We start from the raw sequence: 19430 nt of genomic DNA, 5'->3' as shown, positions 1-19430 counted from the left end.
GGACGGTCGCCCCCGAACGGGGACGAACCCGCGCGTTCGGCCGTTGGAACCCGTCGTTCGCCGCGTCCCGTGACGGTGTCACTCCTCCAACCGTCACGGCACCCAATATAAACCTCCGCGTATTCCACGGATCAAACTGTTCGACACTCGTTCCCTATCCACGTGTAGCGGGACTCACCCACCCGGTGGGCCCGAACCGATAGCCATGACGAACGACGATCTGATTCAGGACATCGACGCATCGCTCGAGAAACCCGACGACGAACTCGAGGACGACCTCCCCGACCTGCTCGGGCGGATGGAGGGCCAGACGGAGGAACTCGTCCGGGAGTACCCGGAGACGTTCGGCCGCGTGGTCCAGCGGATGGAGACGATGGACATCGCCTCCTTCGTCTCGGAGAACCCCGACACGGCCGACCAGTTTCAGGAGCTTCTCTGGGCCGGCATGAACGTCCTCGTGGAGACCTCCCCCGACGTTCAGGAGAGCATCGACGAGGACATCACCGTCAACTTCGAGGCCGACGACTGCCCGATGGAGGGCCACCTCGAGGTCGACGAGGCCGAGCAGACGATGCGCGGCGGCGCGGGCAAACTCGACGACCCGATGCTCGAGATCACCGGCCCCGCCGACACGCTGGTCGGCCTCATCGTGGGCAGCGTCGATCCGATCCAGGGCTTCATGCAGCAGAAGTACCAGATGGACGGCCCGGTCTACAAGGGCACCCAGCTCGCACCGATCATGAACTCCCTGTCCGATCAGGTCCCCGCGGAGTCCTAACATGCGCCTGACCGACGACCAGCAGGCGTTCCGCGACGATCTCCGGGATTACCTCGAGTCCGAGATCGAACCGATCGTCGACGAGAAGGACCGCAACGGGCCGATGAACCGCGACGATCTGGTCGGCTACCTCGACGACCTGCAGGATCTCGACATCGGTTTCACCCCCGACACCGTCCACCAGTACTTCGGCGACGTCTGGCGGTTCGTCATCGCCAGCGAGGAGATCAGCCGGGTCTGGCCCAGCCTGAACGTCGCCCTGCAGATGTCGTTCCCGGCGCTGTTCGTCCGCTACGCCGCCGACGAGACCCAGCAGGCGATGCTCCCGAAGCTCGAGGAGAACCGCTGTATCGGCTGTCTCGGCGTCACCGAACCCGAGGGCGGCAGCGACACGGCCCACCCGAACACCGTCGCCCGGAAGGACGGCGAGGAGTTCGTGCTCAACGGCGAGAAGGTCTGGGTCGGCAACGCCCAGATCGCCGACGTCGCGCTCGTCGTCGCTCACGACGCCTCGGAGGACACCCAGGACATGTTCCTCGTCGACCGCGAGAACGCCGACTTCGAGACCGAGGAGATGAACAAGCTGGGCTGGAAGGGCGTCCCGAACGGGCGCATGGTCTTCGACGACGTGCGCATCCCCGTCGAGAACCGGTTCTCGACCATCTTCGGCGACGCCATCGCCGACGGGCACGACATCCACGAGATCGTCCCGTTCCCGGAGAGCGTCAGCCAGCTGTTCTTCGAACACAAGCCGCTCAACGTCATGTTCTCGTTCATGCGAACGGGGATGGCGTTCATGGCCGTCGGGATCATGCAGGCAGCATTCGAGGACGCGCTCGAGTACGCTCAGGAGCGAGAGACCTTCGGCGAGCCCATCGCCCAGCACCAGCTGATTCAGGAGAAGCTCTACGACGTCCGGGCGAACATCGAGGCCTCGCGGGGCATGTCCCGCCGCGCCGCCGAGGCGCTGGTCGACGGCGACCCCGACGCGCGCCTGCTCTCCTCGCTCGCGAAGGGGTACGCCTGCGAGCGCTCGATCGAGGCGACCAGCGACGCGCTCCAGGTGCTCGGGGCCGCGGGACTCGACCTCGAGAACCGGATGGAGCGCTACTACCGCGACGCGCGCGTGATGACGATTCCCGACGGCACCACCGAGATCCAGAAACTTATCGTCGGGAAGGAACTGACCGGGATGAGCGCCTACTGAGCCGTCGACTCGCTCGCGTTTCCGTTTACTCGTGCCCGTTTTCGTTTTGCCAGCGCCTCCGGGTGCTGAACCCGTTCGTCGGCGCCGGTATCGGACCCTAGTTGCCGACCTGGACGACGATCTGATCCCGCACCGTCTCGATTCGACCGAAGGGAATGTGCATTCGGCCCTCGTCGTCGAGTGGCTTGTTGCGCTTCGAACGACCGTCCCCGCGAGGTTCGACGACGAGGTCGCAGAGCGCACCGGATTCGGGGTCCATGGTGATGGTGGACAGCGTGCCGAAGACGGTGCCGTCGGTCCCGACGATCGACTTTCCGACGAGTCGCCGCGTCAGTATCTCGGTCATATCTTCCGGCCCCACAGGGAGATAGTAAACCCTTGAGGACTGTCGCAGTTTGCGAGAATCGAGTCGTCCGAGGCGTCCGATGCCGGCGGTTATGGGGCCCGTGACGACGCGTCCGACATAAAGAGCCCCGGATCCGCGGAACAACACTGAGGAATGCCACCGTAGACCAGTAGTGGTAGGCACCAGTATGGCAGACACCGACACCAGCACCGGAACTGACGCCGGATCGAACCCCGACGGCGGCGACTCGCCGTTTCGCGACGCACTGACGGCGCTGTCCGAGGCGGTCGACTCGCTCGAGTTCGACGCCCGGGAGTTCGAGGCGGCCGTCGCGGGCGGCCTCGCCGGAGGGTTTCAGGCGGCGGTGGTTCTGCAGGTCCACGACACCGACTCGATCCGGCGGGTCGGTGCGGTCTTCGGTGCCCCGACGCTGGACGGCGGCTGGCTCGCGATGTTCGCGCTGGGCGTGCTGTTCGCGCTCCCCTTCAGCCTGTTCGTCTCGAGTTCGATCGACTCGTTCGTCCAGAAGGTGATGCTGCTCTCGAGTAAAAATGACCACCTCCGGACGGTCCTCGTGCCGCTGCTCAAGCGCTCGGCGCTCACGACGACGACGCTCGGCCTCGGCAACGGCTACGGGGCCGCCGTGGGCGTCGTCGTCTCCCTGTTCCTGATGCCGATCTGGCTGACGGTCGTGATGGACGTCCCGACGATGATTCCGAACCTCACGGTCGACGGCCTCTTCGGGGTCGTCGCCTGGATCCTGTACGGCGGCACGCTCGGACTGGTGTACGGGTTGTTGCTCGAGTATCGGTAGCGCCGTTGCCTCCGATCGAGTCCGTCTCGCGCGTATCGACCAGCGAGCGATCTCTCAGCTTCGAGTCTCGTTCGTAGTAGTGTGCTGAATGCAGGGCGCGTATGTTTCGCACCGATACATTCTGAAATCTCCGGTAGCTACGAGCGCTTATACTATCGGACGAAGCCACGATACATTCCGCCGGGGTACGGCCCGGCGGAGAGTATCAAAGTTCTGTCCGATAATAGAATTAATCGTGGTAGAAACCGTGGTTCATGAGACATGTCTGAAGAAACTACAACTACGTTCACGCCGCCTCCGAACGAGGACGGATCCAGCCTGCGGATCGGTGTCGCGGGGTTGACACTCTCCGGAATCCCGTTTTTCGTCGGCGGAGTTCTCGTCATCGAGGCCGAAACACCGCCCTCAGGAGCCCCACTGCTCGGGATGCTCAGTCACGCGCTGTGGGCGCTCGCTATCGTGATCCTGACGGTCGGCGTCGTCGCTCTGCTTAGAGCGATTCCCGCACTCAGACGGGGACTGGCTGGCTATTTAGGGTCGGGCGTCCTCGGGTTAGGTGTTCTTCACGGACTCCAATGGGTGACCTGGGCCTACGTGGACGTACGCGGTGCGCGAGAGACGGACCGGAGCGAACTGCTCCTTGACGCGATTATCGTTCCGTTCGGTGCCGGCCACCTGCTTATGTACGCGATCCTCATGGGGGCTGGCATCGCGTTATTCGGGTGGGCGATCCGTCAGACGGAGTTCGTCTCCCGGTACGTCGCTGGGACGGGTGTCGGACTCGGGGTGATTACAATCCTTACTGCCCTCTACCCGCTGCTCCTTGGCCTCGGTGGCGGCTCGGAAGGACACGTGCTGTTCGACATCGCGACGTTACTGATTCCGGTGCTATACGTGTGGACAATGGTCGTGGGTGTTCTCGTCTATCGCCGGAGTTAGCAACCTATTTTCTATCAGTAGTGTCAAAAAATCGCCACCGAGGGCCGGCGGCTGGCAGACCGCCCGCAGTTAGCGGGGAGTCAGAAGATGAACCGCGAGTCGACGTCGCCGGAGATCTCCGCGAGGTCGACCGCCGCGTCGGAGTACTGCAGGATCTTCTGCATGTCGCCGTCGATCTCGAACTCGCCGGACATCAGCATGTCGATGACGTCGCCCTCGCCGCGGACGAGTTTCGTCCACTTCTCGTAGTCGCCGATGAGCCGGAACCCGTACTCCTGATTATCGAGGTCGATGATCGTATCCACCTCGCGACACTCGCCGTCGTAGAGGTCCAGATAGGAGTAAACCGTCCCGTCGTCGGTGACGTTCTCCTCGAGTTGGACGATCAGTTCGTCGAGGAGGTCGGGCAGTTCCGCTCGCAGTTCCGGCCACGTGCGGTCGGGAATTTCCGCCATCGTTGTCGACTTAATCTCCTCGGCGACCCGTTCCTCGAGGGAGCCGTCGCGGCTCTCGATGCTTTCGCGGATCTCGTCCGGCGCCGTCTCGAGTACGGTTTCGATCTCGTCCTCGGAGAGCGCCGAGAGGCGGTCGTCGGTGGCCTCGACGATCTCCTGTGGCAAATCGGCGACGGTGTGGGACTCGAGGGGGACGTCCTCGATCTGGAAGACGAACCGGCCGTCGAAGTCGACGCCCCAGCCCGCGCAGTTCTCGGCGTAATCGTCGTCGTCGTTGATCGCGTCCCGATACTCCTGCAGCCACGGTTCGGTCGGGAAGTACTGTTCGATCGGTCGGAGTTGCTGTGTACTCATGGGTGGTGACCGGGCCTCGGCCGACCCGATATATGACGGTGCTCATTGTGAACTGTTGTTGTGGTTTCTCCGCGCATCCGAGGGGATTTATCACGATTTATTGCGGAGATGACGGATCATCGCGTGATGGTGGGGTGAGGTAGGGTGAGGTGAGGTGGGATTGCCGCGGGACCGGTGCTCGGTCGCGTCGCTCGCCGACCCCGTCGTCTCCCCACATATACCGCCTCGGATCCGGGGACGAACGCTCAAGCCGCCGAATCCAGTGTGTGAACGTATGACGGAGTGGTTTCCCTCACGAGAGTGGCTCGAGAGTTACCGCGCGACCCTCGACGAAGACGAGACGTACGCCGCCGAGAGCGAGGGCTGGGGCGTCGACTTCGACGGCGACTTCCTGTTCGTCCTGACGCGACTACCCATCGAGGAGATGACCATCGGTGACCTCCCCGACGAGTTGACCGCCAACCTGTTCGACCGCATCGACGCGCTCGGACCCGACGAGTTCGACCGCCTGCGGGAGACGGCGACGCCCGCCTTCGAGGAGCGACTCGCGTCGGCCGACGGCGAGGACGACCGAGAACGGTTCCGGGAGGCGCTCGCGGGCGTTACCCTCGCCGACGTCCCGGAGGTCACCTGGCCGGCGCTCGAGGAACACATCCGAGGGGACCTCGACTCGCTGCTCGACCAGCTGGAGACGTACGTCGTCGACGACACCCGGGTTCACGCCTACGTCGAACTGGAGGACGGCGACTGTCTGGGTGCCGAACTCGTCGAAGACCCGTCGGCGTGCGACCCCGGGTTCGAACTCGAGGCCCCCTACGAGACGTGGACGGAGCTGCTCGAGGGCGCGGACGTCATCGAATCGGTGATGTCCAACGAGATGGACCTCGAGGGAGACGTGACGCGCGTGTTGCACTACGGCGACGCCGCGGCGGCGATGGGCGACGTCGCCGGCGAGACCGACGCGCGATACCTATTCTGACGAGCGCCTGTTCTGACGGGCGGTCCGGACGATACGTTCGCGTCGAGACGGTCCGACCGACACGCTCGCGCCGAGACGATCCGGCCCACTCGTTCGAGTCGAGACGATCCGGCCGACGCGCTGGCGACGGCGCGACTTCAAGGACCGCGTATTCGAACGGATAGGCTCATTCCCGAATCGGCCGAAGTGAAGTTGTGTCACAGGTTACCAAGACACCCGGATTTCAGGCGGAACGGATCGATACGCAGAGCAAGTGGTACGACCTCTTCCAGAAGGGGGTCGAACTCGGCACGTGGAACGTCGAGAAGCTGTTCGAGGAGGTCGGCTTCGAGGAGGACCGCGAGATCTGGAACTCGCTCGACCCGGTCGAACAGAAGCAGATTCGGTACCTCGTCTCGGGCTTCCTCGACGGCGAGTTCGCGGTCGGCGAGGACGCCAGTCACCACCTCCAGCGGATCATGGGCGCGCCGTGTTTCGACGACAACGAGGAGATGGAGATGTACATGACGATGTTTACGCTGACCGAGCACAAACACACCCAGTTCCTCGACGTCTACATGCACGAGGTGATGGGCGAACAGGACGTGTTCGCCGATCTGAACCCGAAACGGGGCGGCGCCCGGATCCCCATCGTGCAGGCGACCGGACTCGGCGAAATCTTCGACCGGCAGGGACAGCTCACGGCCAGGGCGGCCCACTCCCAGGACCCCGTCGACATCGCCGAGGCGCTGACGGTGTATCACATGATCGTCGAGGGGCTGCTCGCCCGCGGCGGCTTCTACTCGATCAACAAGCTCTCGCAGAACGCCCCGCTGCCGCTGTTGAACCACGGCTTCAAGTTCATCAGCACCGACGAGGGGCGCCACATCACCCACGGCGTCGAGGTCCTGAGCGAACTGATCGAGAAGGAGCGCGCCGGCGAACCGGAGTTCCAGGGCGTCAGTCAGGGCATCGAGAACGTGCTCTACGAGAACGTCGGATCGGTCGCCGACTTCGGCTACATGTTCACCGACGCCGTCGGCGACCCCCTCGAGATCGACTTCGACGACCTCCTGATGCGGGTCGGCAACCTCATCGACGGCCAGTTCAACGAGGCGCTGGATCTGGACATCGACCACCGCAAGGTCGTCGGCATCGTCGCCGACCGCCACCAGGAGTGTCTCGAGAAGGACATCGACGAGGAGGTGCGGGAGTACCAGGAGATCTACCAGCGCAAACGCGGCGGCGCCGTCGCCGCAGACGGGGGCCGATAACATGAGCGAAGACACCGATACGACGACCGACGCATCGACCGACACCGAACTGACGGAACTGTCACGCGGCGCGGAGTTCACCGCGTCGGAAGACGAAGTGGTCGAAGCGATCGAGGAGGCCGCCGACGAGCTCGGCCAGAGTTTCGAGGAGGTCCGCGAGAACGTCGCCTACATCATGGACTCGACGTTCGAGGAGGAGGGCGTCAGCACGTCGTTCAACGAGAGCATCAGCGGCGCCAGCCTCGACCACGACGAGGTCGGAACCGGCGATCCGCGACTCGAGGCGCTGGAACTGTACAAGCTCCGCCAGCGCATCTAGCCTGGCCATGTACGAGATCACGTTCCACTTCGAGGACGGGACGGAGACGGTCGAGGTCGGCCCGGACGAGTACGTCCTCGACGCGGCAGAACGCGCCGGCCTCGAGCTCCCCCACTCCTGTCGGAACGGGATGTGTACCTCCTGTGCCGGCGAGTTGCTCGAGGGCGACCTCGACGGGCACGAGGGGACGGCGCTCTCGCCGGCCCAGGAGGACGACGGCTACGTGCTACTGTGCTGTTCGTATCCGCGTGCGGACAGCGAGATCCGCGTCGGCGAACGCGTTCAGAACGATCTCCTCGGCCTCGACGCCCTGTGAACGGAATCTCCCACCGTCGTAACTCGCCTTCACGGTCGTTTTTCGGACGGTTTTCGCCCAGTATCGACTCGAGCGCCCGACTCGCCGTCAGCCACGACCCGCTCCGATGGGGCTAATTTCGTTTTGAATAATCGTACTCTCTCCACCGGAGTACCAACACACTTGGTGACTACCTTTTACCGCGTCCGACTCATCAAAATTGTCGTACCTACCAGTCAATGTCTACTACTATTCTGTTAGTTGACCCGAACCCCGACGATGCGGACCGCATCAGGGGCGAATTCGAGGACACGGGACCGTCGAACACGGTCCACGTCGTCCACACGGGAGACGACGCGCTCGATTTCATTCACCAACGCGACCAGTACGAGGACGCTCCCGCCCCGGATATCGTCCTCCTCAACCCGCACTTGCCCCAGATGGACGGCTACGAACTGCTGAACGAACTCAAAAACGAACCGGTCTTCAAACTGATCCCGGTCCTCATCCTCTCCGACTCCGAGGTCGCGGACGAGATCATCAACTCCTACAGCCTCCACGCGAACGCGTACCTCCGGAAACCGGACGACCCGGACGAACTCGAGGAACTCGTCGAGGCCATCGAAACGTTCTGGTTGACGATCGCTCGACTCCCGCCCGTCGAGTGATCGCTTCTGCGAAGTTAGAGTGGACGACCCGCTCGCCCTTTATAGATAACCGCGTTTCCAAGGGATCACGCTGACGATTCTCGGTATCATTGGCACGGCTATATCCTATGTGTGCCAATTCCACACAGTCTTCGGGCAGATCGAGACGCGCCGACGACTTCGGCGGGCCGACCACCGCCGCTGGCGGCGTACCGGTCGTGTACACGCGCAGACCCGATCCGATCGCCGAACGGAGCCGATCCGCGACGGAGGGACGGTGATCCCATGCAGGCGGAGTACTACGACCGGGACCGGTACGAGGTCGGCGACGGCGTCCTCGAGCGCCACCGGTCGGCCGCGACCACGGCCCTCTCGCGGGACCGCTACGGCCACCTGATCGGCGGCGAGTGGGTCGACGCCGCCGACGGCGAGGAGGGGCAGGCGATCGACGCCACCACGGGCGAACCGCTCGCGACGGTTCAGATCGGTTCTCCCGCCGACGTCGACCGGGCCGTCGAGGCTGCCCGGGAGGCCTTCGAGGGAAGCTGGGGCCAGCTCTCGCCCCGACAGCGCGCCGAACGGCTCGAGGAGATTGCCGACCGGCTCGAGGACCGGAAGACCGAGATCGCGAAGGTCGACAGCCTCGAGGCGGGGAAACCCAACCTCCACGCGCTGTTCGTCGACTGCGAGGTGTTGATCGAGCAGTTCCGCCACTTCGCGGCGCTCGCGCGGTCGACCGACGAGGGCCGGGTCGTGCCGACCGGCGACGAGAAACGCGTCTTCACGCGCCGCGAGCCCTACGGCGTCGTCGGGGCCATCTCCGCGTGGAACTTCCCCGCGATGTTCGTCGCGTGGAAGCTCGGCCCGGCGCTGGCGACCGGGAACACCGTCGTCCTCAAGCCGTCCGAGCGGGCCGCGCTCTCGTCGCTCGAGGTCGCGCGGATCTGCGATCGGGTCCTCCCGCCGGGGACGGTCAACGTCGTCACGGGCTTCGGCGAGGACGTGGGCGCGGCGATGACCGCCCACGACGACGTCGACAAACTGAGCCTGACCGGGTCGCGCGGGGCGGGCGTCGCCACCCTCGAGAGCGCGGCCCAGACGATCACGCCAACCTCGCTCGAACTGGGCGGCAAGAGCCCGAACATCGTCTTCCCCGACGCCGACCTCGAGCTGGCGATCGAGGGAACGCTCGTGAGCATCTTCTTCAACTCCGGCCAGCAGTGCACCGCCGGCTCCCGGCTGTACCTCCACGAGGATATCCGGGACGAGTTCCTCGAGCGCCTGCGGACCGCGGTCGAGGGGCTCACCGTCGGCGATCCGCTCGGGCCGACGACGGACGTTGGGCCGATGATCGACCACGCCCACGCGGAGTCGGTCCGCGACTACGTCGAGACCGCCGTCGCGGAGGGCGCCACCCCGTTCATCGGCGGCGACGACGCGACCGCAGCGGTCGACGACGACCTCGCGGGGGCGCCGTTCGTGCGGCCGACGGTGCTGACCGACGTGGACGACGAGGCGACCGTCGGCTGCGAGGAGGTGTTCGGTCCCGTGCTCTCGGTCTTCGAATGGAGCGACCGCGAGGAGGTCCTCCGGCGAGCCAACGACACGAGCTACGGACTCGCGGCGGGCGTCTGGACCGAGGACCTCCGCGCGGCCCACGAGTTCGCGACCGACCTCGAGGCCGGGACGGTCTGGATCAACACCTACAACGACCTGTTCGATCCGGCCCCCCACGGCGGCTACAAGGAGAGCGGCACGGGCCGGGAACTCGCGGAGGAGGCGCTCGAGGATTATTCGCAGGTGAAGACGGTCAAAGTCAACCTCGGCGGCGTCCCGAAGATGGGGTGACCTGTTCGGTCGAGCAACACGTCAGCGAGGGCTCGTTCGGCCGATAGCGGCTGCTCTCGGCACAAATACAACTATTAATCATTAACTTTATTGGGGAACCCGTCGTGCGAGCGGCTATGAAAGCCGTCGTCTTTCAGGGCGCGGAGGAACCGCTCGAGGTACAGGAAGTAGACCGACCCGACTGTCAGGAGCACGGCGTCGTCGTCGAGACGGAAGCCTGTGGCATCTGTCGCAGCGACTGGCACGCCTGGCAGGGCGACTGGGACTGGATCGGCCTGATGCCCACGGAGGGGCTGGTCTTCGGCCACGAACCCGTCGGCCGCGTCGTCGAGGTCGGGAGCGGCGTCGAGCGCTTCAGCGAGGGCGACCTCGTGACGAACCCGTTCAACCTGAGCGACGGCACCTGTCCGTACTGCCGGGCGGGGCGGGCCAACATCTGCGAGAAGTCGGTCCCGATGGGGTTCGTCCCGTTCCAGCAGGGCGCGTTCGCGGAGGAGTACCCCGTCCGGAACGCCGAGCAGAACCTCGTGACCGTCCCCGAGTCGGTCGATCCGGCCGAAGTCGCCGGACTGGGTTGTCGGTTCGCGACCGCGTTCCACGGGATCGTCCACCGCGTCGACGTCACGGCCGGCGACTGGGTCGCGGTCCACGGCTGCGGCGGCGTCGGGCTCTCCGCGGTCCACGTCGCCAGCGCCCTCGGCGCGAACGTGATCGCCGTCGACGTGATCCCCGACAAACTCGAACTGGCTCGCGAACTGGGCGCCGTCGAGACCGTCGATCCCGAGAGCGTCCAGGACGTGTCCCAGGCCGTCAAGGGCTTCACCGAGATGAGCCGCGGCGTCGACGTCTCGGTCGACGCGCTCGGCATCGCGGAGACGGTCCGCAACTCGGTCGACTCGCTCGCCCCGGGCGGCCAGCACCTCCAGATCGGGATGACGACGTCCGAGGAGGGCGGCGAAGTCTCGATCCCGGTCGACACGATGGTCACCGAGGAGCGCGAGTTCTACGGCTCCTACGGCATGCCGCCCCACGAGTACGACGAGATCTTCAAGATGATGGACGGCGGGAAGATCGATCCCGGGAAGATCGTCACGGAGACCTGCTCGCTCGAGGACGTTCCCGACGTGATGGACCGACTCGGCGAGTACGACACGATGGGCATTCCGGTCTGTACCGAGTTCTGACGCCGGGGATCGCCTCGCCCCGCGCCCCCTCCTCGAGGGGCCGTGAAAGTCGTTGCCGTCCCGCTCGAAACTATCGATCGGTTACATAAGCGCTGGTGACGAAACTATCCCATGGCAGCGATCGAACTCGAGGGGCTCACGAAGGACTACGGGGCGGTCCTCGCCAACGACGGCGTGACGTTTTCCGTCGAGCGCGGCGAGATCTTCGGCTACCTCGGACCCAACGGCGCCGGGAAGACGACGACGATCCGGACGCTGCTCGGCTTCCTCTCGCCGACGAGCGGGTCGGCCCGCCTGCTCGGCCGCGACGTCACCGCCGAGGACGAACTCGTCGAGGCCAAGCGCCGCCTCGGCTACCTCCCCGACAACCCGGCGTTCGACGAGCACGCGACCGGCAGGGAGATCCTCGAGCTACACGCCTCGATCAAGGGCGACGAGCGCAGCGACGACCTGCTCGAGCTGTTCGCCCCGCCGCTCGACCGGCCGGTGCGGGACTACTCCCACGGCAACGTCCGGAAACTCGGGCTCGTGACGACGTTCATGCACGAGCCGGAGCTGGTGATCTTAGACGAGCCGACGAGCGGGCTCGATCCGCTGATGCAACACCGGTTCGCCGAGTTTCTCCGGGCCGAACGCGACCGGGGCGTGACCGTGTTCTTCTCCTCGCACATCCTGAGCGAGGTCCGGCGGCTCTGCGACCGGGTCGGGATCATCCGCGACGGCCGACTCGTGACGGTCGAACCCGTCGAATCGCTGCTCGACCGCAGCGGGAAGGTGGTGCGGCTCCGCGCCGCGGACCCGATTCCCCGCGAGGCGTTCGATATCGACGGCGTCCACGACCTCAAGGGGAGTCTGGACCGCTCTGCGGATCGCGTTCGCGGTCCGGATGACGACGAATCGGCAGCCGAGAGCGCCGAGCGGGCCGTCACCGAGTGCACCTTCACGTTCACCGGCGACGTCAACGCGCTCCTCGAGCACCTGCGGGACCACCGGCTGCTCGACCTGTCGATCGATGAGGCGCCGCTCGAGGACGTCTTCATGCGGTTTTACGGCGAGGATGGGGATGCCGCGGCGGGCGAACGGCGAGCGCGCCCGACGGAGGTGGCCGACGATGTTTGAACTCAGCCGCTACGACGGTCGTCACCGGCTGAAGGGCAGCGTCTCCCTCTCGATCGCCATGTCGCTTCTGGCCGTCATGGTGATCTGGATCTACCCCTCGTTCAGCGGCTCCTTCGAGGACGTCGACGAGGAGTTCCTGCAGGCCTATCCGGAGGGTGTCATTCAGGTGTTCGACATCCGGACGATGGCCTCGCTCGAGGGCTTTCTCGCGTTCGAACTCTACATCTTCGGCTGGACGATTTTGCTCGGGCTCTACCTGGCCTACCTCGCCGCCGGGACGGTCGCTTCTGACGTCGAACGCGGACGGATGGACATCCTGCTGTCGATGCCGGTCTCGCGGGCGCGGGTCGTCGGGGAGAAGTTCGCCTCGCTGGCCGTGCCGATCGTCGTCGTCAACGTCCTGACGCCGATCGTCATCTACGCGGCCGCGGCGCTGGTCGACGAACCGCTCGCGGTCGCGGGCGTCGCGGCGATCCACCTGCTTTCGATCCCCTACCTCTTCGCGTGCGCGGGGATCGGGCTGGTCGCCTCCGTCGTCGTCGATCGCACGGGCATCGCCCAGCGACTCGCGCTCGGGATCACGTTCGGCCTGTTCATGCTCGAGTCGCTGCTCTCCGGCACCGACTACGAGGCGATCGGGGCTGTCGCACCGATGCGGTACTTCGACCCGAACGAGGTACTGATCGACGGCACGTACGACCTCGTCGGCGCGGGCGTGCTGGTCGCGATGACCGTCGTCCTGCTCGCGGCCAGCCAGCTCTGGTTCCGACGCCGCGATATCTGACGGGGCCGGGGAACGAACCGCGGTAGCGTCAGCGCACTCGAGACGACGCTCGGTTCCGGCCGGCGCCGGTGGTCGGACGAAGCCGGATAAATGATACCGCAGGCCGTCGGTGAGATCGCGGACTGTGCGATCGGTGTGTGAATCGGTTCCGTTGGTACGATCGCGGATCGCGCCGCTCGCTCGCGTTCGCACCCGCGTGCTCCGATTCCGACCGATACCGGAAGACCAGCTCAGACCACGTCGCCGCGCACCGTCACGCCGTCCTGCTCGTCGCGCCAGGCGTGGAGCTCTCGCGCCGCCTCCCGGGCCTCCGTTTCCTCGAGGCCGAGCATCTCGAGGGCGCTCGAGAGCGTCGGCAGCGCCAGTTCGCTCTCCCGGAGTTTGCGGAGGGCCTCGTCGCTGCGGGTGCCGTCGGCCCACAGGCAGACGCCGCGGGGGTCGAGCAGTCGCGTGTAGTCCTCGCGCAGTTTCGCCCCGCGCAGGCGCTGGGAGACGTTGTCCTCGAACGGCGAGTTACAGACCTCGAGGTGGATCGGTTCGTCCTCGCCCAGCAGGTGGGCGGCCAGGCACTTCTCCGGAGCGGCGTGGCCGCTGGCGTTAGCTCGCAGGTACTCGGGGTGGTCGGCGGCCCAGTCGGCCCGGACTGACTTGCCGATGCCCGCGACCCCGTACTCGTTCTCGAGCGCGGCCGCGCTTTCGTCGTCCCCGTCGCTGTCGTCTCGCATCAGGACGTCCTTGGTCAGGTAGACGTCGAGGCGCTCGACCGGATCGACGCCGAGCGCGACGTCGCCGAAGGCCCAGACCTCCCGGACCGGGACGGGCATGCGCTCGGTCTCGACGGTCTCGACGAGGGCCTCGAGCCGGTCGACCGCGTTGCGACGGGAAAATCCACTCATTACGGCAGTGTGGGGCCTCGAGTCGCAAAACGGTTTCTTCGACGCGTGCCGACGTCGCCGCGGGAGAGCGCGCTCGCCGTCGAGTCAGGCCGTCTTCGACTCGTCGGTCGAGACGTAGACCGTTTTCCGGACCGTCGCGTGGACGATCCCCTCCGCGTCGACGAGGTCGACGGTGTAGTGGCGGTCGATCGAGTCCGTCCCCTCGGTCGCGAGTTCGGCGCGGATCGCCTCGAGTTCCTCGTCGGTCAGCCTGAACCGGGCGTACAGCGTCTCCTTCGCGGGCTTCTTGAACCGAACCTCGGCTTCCTTGTCCCAGACGACGTAGCCGTCGCCGAGGGACTTCAGGAGCATCATCATGTAGAAGGGGTCGACGGCCCCGTAGATGCTGCCGCCGAAGGTCACGCCGACGTAGTTGCGCGTCCGCCACGAGTGGGGTAGCTTTACGCGAACTTCCTGCCAGTCCGGAGCGATGTACGTCACCCGCCCGCCGGTGCCGCGGTAGGCCGGAAACAGGTTGAAGCCGATCCGATAGAGGCGAGCCCTCAGGGACGCGAGCATGGGGGAGACTCCCGCCGCGGTTCGGAAAGCCATTCGGAAACGAGAGCCCCGTGTTCGCCCGTTGTTTCCCCGATCTCCGGCTCGGGGATGTCACATCGTCGCACTCCTGTCAGGAGAGCACCTTTTTTATCCGTTCCGGCCGAACGGAGAGCTATGCGACACCGGATCTTCAACGAGGACGGCGACGAGGAACTCGTTTTCGTCATGGGCTGGGGGAACCGCTGGACTCACGAGAACGTCAGTTGGCTCGTCGGGCAGTTGACCGACGCCGGCTACCGGGTCCACGCGTTCGAACTCCCCACCAACATCGACGACTTCAAAGCCGACTGGCTCGAGCCGGTCGCCGAGTACGTCCGCGACATGGACGGCTACCAGTTGCTGGGCCACAGCGCGGGCGCGCTGATCGCCCAGGCCCTCGACGGCGCGGACAACCACGTCTACCTGAGTCCGTGGTGGGGCTACGGCGAATCGTTCCCCGATCCGGTGCTCGAGGCGGTCTCGAAGCTCCCGACGACGTTCCCGTGTCTCCCCGTCGGGGACATCGACCGTGAGGCCTTGGGCGAGAAGGCCACCGACCACCAGATCGCGACGACGCCGCGGTGGATCTCGCCGGCGTTCGTCCGCGAGACGCGCCGCGCCCAGGAGGATCTGCTGACGATCGATCACGACGCGGTCGTCTTCTGCTCGCTGCGCGATCCGGTCGTCAGCCTCCGGCCGATCGGCGAGCGCGTCCCCGCCGAACACGTCGTCCTCTACGATGGCGGCCACGAACTGTTCTCCTCCGCTAGCCGCGAGCGCCACGTCGACACGCTGCTGGCGGCCCTCGAGGAGGGTGCCGAAGCCGTCGAAGAAGACGACGAGTCCGAAGAAGAGGCGGATCCGGTCCCGGCCTGAAGCGACGTCACCGCTGCCGGTACCGTGGCAGCGGTCAGAGCGCGTCGACCAGCGCGCCGAGTTGCGACCGGCCGTTCGTCAGCAGTGCGCGGGGAAATCCGCGGCGGGCGTTCGCGAGAGCGTCGCCCAACGCGGCCGTCGCGTCCTCGGGAATCCCCTCGCCGTGACCCAGGAGAATCCGTTCCGGAGCGATTCCCGTAAACGCTCCCGTCGGCGGGGTGAGACGACATAACAGATAGACGGCCAGCCGTTCGTCGCCGGCGAGGTACGGCGGCGCCGTCCCCAGCAGATCGGGCACGTACAGCGTCCCGTTCGACCGGCGGTAGGCGATCGCCTCGCGCCAGCCGGGGAACGGATTCGCCTCGCGAACGGCGAATCCGGACGCGCCGATTTCGTCGGTGACGAACTCGAGGTCGAGGTCGATGTCGCCGTCGGACAGTCGGCCGGCGGCCCGGTCGAGCCACGACGGAACGAAGACCGGGACGTCGTACCGACGAGCGAACGCGGCCGCGTCGCGAGCGTGGTAGTTCGAACAGACGACGACGCCCGCGACCTCGCCCCGGCGCTCGAGTTCGGCGTCGATCCTGGGCGCCTCGAGCGGATCGAACAGCCAGAGTCGGTCGTCCGCGCCGACCAGCGCGTGACTGGCTCGCTGGCCAGTTTCGTCGGGCTGGGCGAGCCAGCCGAACCCGTCGTCGAAGTCGTCGACGAATCGAGGGTCGGTCGGCGGTGACCTATCGTATGCCGTCATACGAGGTTCGTCTCCAGGGCGTCTAAAAGTCGTTTCGTTGAAACGACGGTCGCGAATCCCGCCAGCGGAGTGCATCGTCCACTCGCGAGCGCATCGGTCTCGGCGACGGCTCCGGCGGCCTCGAGCGCGCCCTCCCGTCAACGAAACCGTGATGGGCGGCGACCGACAACGGACCGCTAATGGACTGTACCCGGTGTGACGAAGAGGCGGTGATGCACGCCGCTTACTCGGGAGCACACCTCTGTGCGGATCACTTTCGGGAATCGGTCGAGAAGCGGGTGCGTCGCCGCGTCCGACGGGACGACCTCGTCCCGCACGATGCGACGCCTGAGAACCCCCAGATATGGGTGATCGGGCTCTCCGGCGGGAAGGACAGCGTCGTTCTCACGCAGATCCTCCACGACACGTTCGCCGAGGACCCGCGCATCGAACTCGTCGGGCTGACGATCCACGAGGGAATCGAGGGCTACCGCGACGAGTCCGTCGAGGCCTGCGTCGAACTCACCGACGACCTCGACGTTCGCCACGAACTCGTCTCCTACGAGGAGGAGTTCGGCGTCCGGATGGACGACGTCGTCGAGGACGACCCCGAAAACATGGCCGCCTGCGCCTACTGCGGCGTCTTCCGGCGGGACCTGCTCGAGAAGTACGCCGAGAAACTCGAGGCCGACCTCCTGCTGACCGGCCACAACTTAGACGACGAGGCCCAGACAGCGCTGATGAACTTCCTCGAGGGCGACGTCGAGCAGATCGCGAAACACTTCGACGCCAGCCTCGGCCCCCTCTCCGAACGCGACGAGCAGGACGAGTTCGTCCCGCGCGCGAAGCCGCTGCGCGACGTCCCCGAGAAGGAAGTCGCCCTCTACGCGCACATCAACGACCTCCCGGCCCACATCACGGAGTGTCCCCACGCCAGCGAAGCCTACCGCGGCGAGATCCAGCAGTTGCTCTACGGACTCGAGGAGAACCATCCCGGGACCCGCCACTCGATTCTCGCGGGCTACGAGGATCTGGCCTCGATCGCCGCCGACGAGTTCAGCGGCGACGACGGCGCCGACCTCCGGGAGTGTGTCGAGTGCGGATCGACGACCACCCGCGAAGTCTGTCGGAAGTGCTCGCTGCTCGAGTCGCTAGCCTGACCGACAACGCGGTCGATCGCGGTCACGACGGGTGTCGCCGTGGTGTCCGTTCGAGTTGACTCGCGCAGTACGCTGCAGTCGGCACCAGTCGCCGGACGGTCTCCGTGAGTTCGCACTCGAGCGATAGTTCGGTGTTACGGCTGTATACGGGCGCAAACAGAGGGTTCGGTCGGCGTGGAAACCAAGCTCGGTATCGTCCGAGCGGTCGAGTCGGTGTAACTATCTGAGTAACAGCCGAGCGTCGCGAAAAGGCACCGCGTCCGAACCGTCGACCGATCCGCGGACGGTGTGAGAGCAGTACGCCGGCAGCGTTACGCGTCGATTACCGGATGACGTCGACGCCGTGTTGCTTTTCGACTTCCTCGCGCCCGCCGTCGCTGTGGGCGTTGAAGTTTGTCTCCTCGAGGTTGTTGCTCGCGTCGAAGTCGGCGTCGTTGACGCCTTCGATGCTCGCGCGGGACTTGTCGGCCTGCTTCTGGGTCGTCGGCCCGAGCACCTGTGCGCTCTGGACGCCGGTCATGATCGCCATGACCCGCACCTTGCCCTTGTAGTTCTCCTGGATCCGGGCGCCCCAGATCACGTTCGCCGAGGCCTCGAGGCGCTCGGTGATGTTGTCCGCGATGCCCTCGGCCTCTTTCAGCGTGAGGTCGGGACCGCCGGTGATGTGGACCAGTCCGCCGCTCGCACCGCGGTAGTCGACGTCCAGCAGCGGGTGGTTCATCGCGTCCTTGACGACCTCGTCGGATTTGTTCTTGTCCTGGGTCTCGCCGACCAGCATGACGGCGACGCCGCCCTGGTTCATGATCGTCGACATGTCGGCGTAGTCCAGGTTGATCAGCGAGGGCTGGGTGATCGTCTCAGAAATGCCCTTGACGGTCTCGGCGATGATCTGGTCCATCACCGAGAACGCCTTGCCGATCGGGAGGTTCGGGACGTAGTCGAGCAGCCGGTTGTTGTCGAGCACGATGATCGAGTCGGCCTGCTCGCGCAGTTTCTCGAGGCCTTCCTCGGCCTTGACGGTGCGCGCGCGCTCGACGTTGAACGGCGTCGAGACCATGCCGACGACGATCGCACCCTGCTCCTTGGCGATCTTGGAGACGACGGGGGCGGCACCCGTGCCGGTCCCACCGCCCATCCCGGCGGTCACGAACACGAGGTCCGCGTCGCCGAGCACCTCTTTGATCGTGCTCTGGGCCATCTCTGTCGCGCGCTCGCCCATCGACGGGTCGCCGCCGGCGCCGAGCCCGTTGGTGAGCGACTTGCCGACCAGGATCTTCGTGTCGGCCTCGATCATCTTGAGGTGCTGCTTGTCCGTGTTGATCGCCACGGTGTCGGCGCCGTCGACGCCGATGTTGTACAGCCGGTTGATCGTGTTGTTACCCGCACCGCCAGCGCCGACGATGACGATTCGCGGATCGCCGAACTCGTCGTCGTCCATGTCGGCGTCCATCTCGCGGGCCTCTTCCTCCGCGTTCTCGAGGGCGTCTTGTACGATATCCTGCATCGTTACACCTTGGCCCAGGTTCGTTTACCGGACTGCTCGCTCGGCCCGTCCTGTTGTTCGTTGATCATCTCTCGGACCGCCGACCGGATCGCTTCGCTCCGGTTCGGGAACTCGCCCGAGTCGACCAGTTGCTCTACCTCCTCGATCTGCTGTTTCGGGATTCGCAGTGTCACACGCTCCATATTTGTATTCCCCGTTGGGGTAAGACGGTGGCGCGCCCCTGTCAGACGCGGCGTGTCTTACACGTGAGCCGCCCGACATCGGGCGGTTTGCGGCGTTTGCCGAGTGTTGTAAGACGACCGTCTTACGCGACTAAGTAGAATATCCGCATAGACAATAAAACTTTCGTCAGACGCGACTGTCCGTG

The 19430-nt window shown here is 65.6% G+C and carries 22 protein-coding genes; 15 read left to right on the top strand and 7 right to left on the bottom strand.

The features are described from left to right. The first annotated feature begins 205 nt into the window (after positions 1–205). Positions 206–778, top strand: coding sequence for an SCP2 sterol-binding domain-containing protein (locus J0X25_RS21375; RefSeq protein WP_207289467.1), 573 nt, complete (start codon positions 206–208; stop codon positions 776–778). A 1-nt stretch (position 779) separates the two neighbouring features. Then, positions 780–1985: an acyl-CoA dehydrogenase family protein gene (locus J0X25_RS21370; RefSeq protein ID WP_207289466.1), complete on the top strand. Its 1206-nt coding sequence runs from the start codon at positions 780–782 to the stop codon at positions 1983–1985. A gap of 97 nt (positions 1986–2082) precedes the next feature. Here J0X25_RS21370 and J0X25_RS21365 read toward each other — a convergent pair whose 3' ends face one another. After that, positions 2083–2331, bottom strand: coding sequence for a PRC-barrel domain-containing protein (locus J0X25_RS21365; RefSeq protein ID WP_207289465.1), 249 nt, complete (start codon positions 2329–2331; stop codon positions 2083–2085). A 187-nt stretch (positions 2332–2518) separates the two neighbouring features. Between J0X25_RS21365 and J0X25_RS21360 the strand changes: the two genes are divergently transcribed. Next, positions 2519–3145, top strand: a complete 627-nt coding sequence (locus J0X25_RS21360; protein WP_207289464.1) for a hypothetical protein — start codon at positions 2519–2521, stop codon at positions 3143–3145. Positions 3146–3406: 261 nt separating this feature from the next. Beyond that, positions 3407–4084 carry a hypothetical protein gene (locus J0X25_RS21355; protein WP_225896712.1) on the top strand — a complete coding sequence of 226 codons (678 nt, stop codon included), beginning with the start codon at positions 3407–3409 and terminating at the stop codon, positions 4082–4084. A gap of 80 nt (positions 4085–4164) precedes the next feature. Here the strand turns inward: J0X25_RS21355 and J0X25_RS21350 are convergent, their stop codons facing one another. Then, positions 4165–4893, bottom strand: coding sequence for an SCP2 sterol-binding domain-containing protein (locus J0X25_RS21350; protein WP_207289463.1), 729 nt, complete (start codon positions 4891–4893; stop codon positions 4165–4167). A 274-nt stretch (positions 4894–5167) separates the two neighbouring features. Here J0X25_RS21350 and J0X25_RS21345 point away from each other — a divergent pair, with 274 nt between their 5' ends. The 9 genes from J0X25_RS21345 (at position 5168) to J0X25_RS21305 (ending at position 13321) form a co-directional block, all read left to right on the top strand. Further along, on the top strand, positions 5168–5872 hold the full coding sequence (locus tag J0X25_RS21345; RefSeq protein WP_207289462.1) for a sterol carrier protein: 705 nt from the start codon (positions 5168–5170) through the stop codon (positions 5870–5872). A 194-nt stretch (positions 5873–6066) separates the two neighbouring features. Beyond that, a complete protein-coding gene (locus tag J0X25_RS21340) occupies positions 6067–7125 on the top strand; it encodes a ribonucleotide-diphosphate reductase subunit beta (protein WP_207289461.1) in 1059 nt (352 codons plus the stop codon). A gap of 1 nt (position 7126) precedes the next feature. Continuing rightward, positions 7127–7444, top strand: a complete 318-nt coding sequence (locus J0X25_RS21335) for a hypothetical protein (RefSeq protein ID WP_207289460.1) — start codon at positions 7127–7129, stop codon at positions 7442–7444. Between the two features lie 7 nt (positions 7445–7451). Next, entirely contained in the window at positions 7452–7760 is a 309-nt protein-coding gene (locus tag J0X25_RS21330; protein ID WP_207289459.1) for a 2Fe-2S iron-sulfur cluster-binding protein, read from the top strand. 218 nt (positions 7761–7978) lie between these two features. Next, positions 7979–8407 (top strand): response regulator, encoded by a 429-nt coding sequence (locus J0X25_RS21325; protein WP_207289458.1) that lies wholly within the window; start codon positions 7979–7981, stop codon positions 8405–8407. A 264-nt stretch (positions 8408–8671) separates the two neighbouring features. Beyond that, on the top strand, positions 8672–10234 hold the full coding sequence (locus tag J0X25_RS21320) for an aldehyde dehydrogenase family protein (RefSeq protein ID WP_207289457.1): 1563 nt from the start codon (positions 8672–8674) through the stop codon (positions 10232–10234). 116 nt (positions 10235–10350) lie between these two features. Continuing rightward, entirely contained in the window at positions 10351–11418 is a 1068-nt protein-coding gene (locus tag J0X25_RS21315) for a zinc-dependent alcohol dehydrogenase family protein (RefSeq protein WP_207289456.1), read from the top strand. A gap of 111 nt (positions 11419–11529) precedes the next feature. After that, on the top strand, positions 11530–12537 hold the full coding sequence (locus tag J0X25_RS21310; RefSeq protein ID WP_207289455.1) for an ABC transporter ATP-binding protein: 1008 nt from the start codon (positions 11530–11532) through the stop codon (positions 12535–12537). Continuing rightward, positions 12530–13321 carry an ABC transporter permease subunit gene (locus J0X25_RS21305; protein WP_207289454.1) on the top strand — a complete coding sequence of 264 codons (792 nt, stop codon included), beginning with the start codon at positions 12530–12532 and terminating at the stop codon, positions 13319–13321. The genes J0X25_RS21310 and J0X25_RS21305 overlap by 8 nt, the downstream gene beginning before the upstream one ends. Positions 13322–13551: 230 nt before the next feature. Here the strand turns inward: J0X25_RS21305 and J0X25_RS21300 are convergent, their stop codons facing one another. Next, complete coding sequence (locus tag J0X25_RS21300; protein WP_207289453.1) at positions 13552–14217, bottom strand: DUF7095 family protein; 666 nt, start codon at positions 14215–14217, stop codon at positions 13552–13554. Positions 14218–14301: 84 nt separating this feature from the next. Continuing rightward, positions 14302–14775: a DUF4442 domain-containing protein gene (locus J0X25_RS21295; protein WP_207289452.1), complete on the bottom strand. Its 474-nt coding sequence runs from the start codon at positions 14773–14775 to the stop codon at positions 14302–14304. A gap of 153 nt (positions 14776–14928) precedes the next feature. Between J0X25_RS21295 and J0X25_RS21290 the strand changes: the two genes are divergently transcribed. After that, positions 14929–15669: an alpha/beta fold hydrolase gene (locus J0X25_RS21290; RefSeq protein ID WP_207289451.1), complete on the top strand. Its 741-nt coding sequence runs from the start codon at positions 14929–14931 to the stop codon at positions 15667–15669. A 34-nt stretch (positions 15670–15703) separates the two neighbouring features. On the opposite strand, the gene J0X25_RS21285 is transcribed toward J0X25_RS21290, so the two are convergent. Next, complete coding sequence (locus tag J0X25_RS21285; RefSeq protein ID WP_207289450.1) at positions 15704–16420, bottom strand: hypothetical protein; 717 nt, start codon at positions 16418–16420, stop codon at positions 15704–15706. A gap of 179 nt (positions 16421–16599) precedes the next feature. Between J0X25_RS21285 and ncsA the strand changes: the two genes are divergently transcribed. Next, entirely contained in the window at positions 16600–17559 is a 960-nt protein-coding gene (gene ncsA / locus J0X25_RS21280) for a tRNA 2-thiolation protein NcsA (RefSeq protein ID WP_207289449.1), read from the top strand. Positions 17560–17881: 322 nt separating this feature from the next. On the opposite strand, the gene ftsZ is transcribed toward ncsA, so the two are convergent. After that, positions 17882–19063, bottom strand: a complete 1182-nt coding sequence (gene ftsZ / locus J0X25_RS21275; protein ID WP_207289448.1) for a cell division protein FtsZ — start codon at positions 19061–19063, stop codon at positions 17882–17884. 2 nt (positions 19064–19065) lie between these two features. Then, positions 19066–19245 carry a ribbon-helix-helix domain-containing protein gene (locus tag J0X25_RS21270; RefSeq protein ID WP_160065933.1) on the bottom strand — a complete coding sequence of 60 codons (180 nt, stop codon included), beginning with the start codon at positions 19243–19245 and terminating at the stop codon, positions 19066–19068. Positions 19246–19430 lie beyond the last annotated feature (185 nt).

The sequence above is a fragment of the Haloterrigena alkaliphila genome (genome assembly GCF_017352155.2).
Classification (GTDB): Archaea; Halobacteriota; Halobacteria; order Halobacteriales; family Natrialbaceae; genus Haloterrigena; species Haloterrigena alkaliphila.
This window is presented reverse-complemented; position numbering and strand designations above follow the sequence as displayed.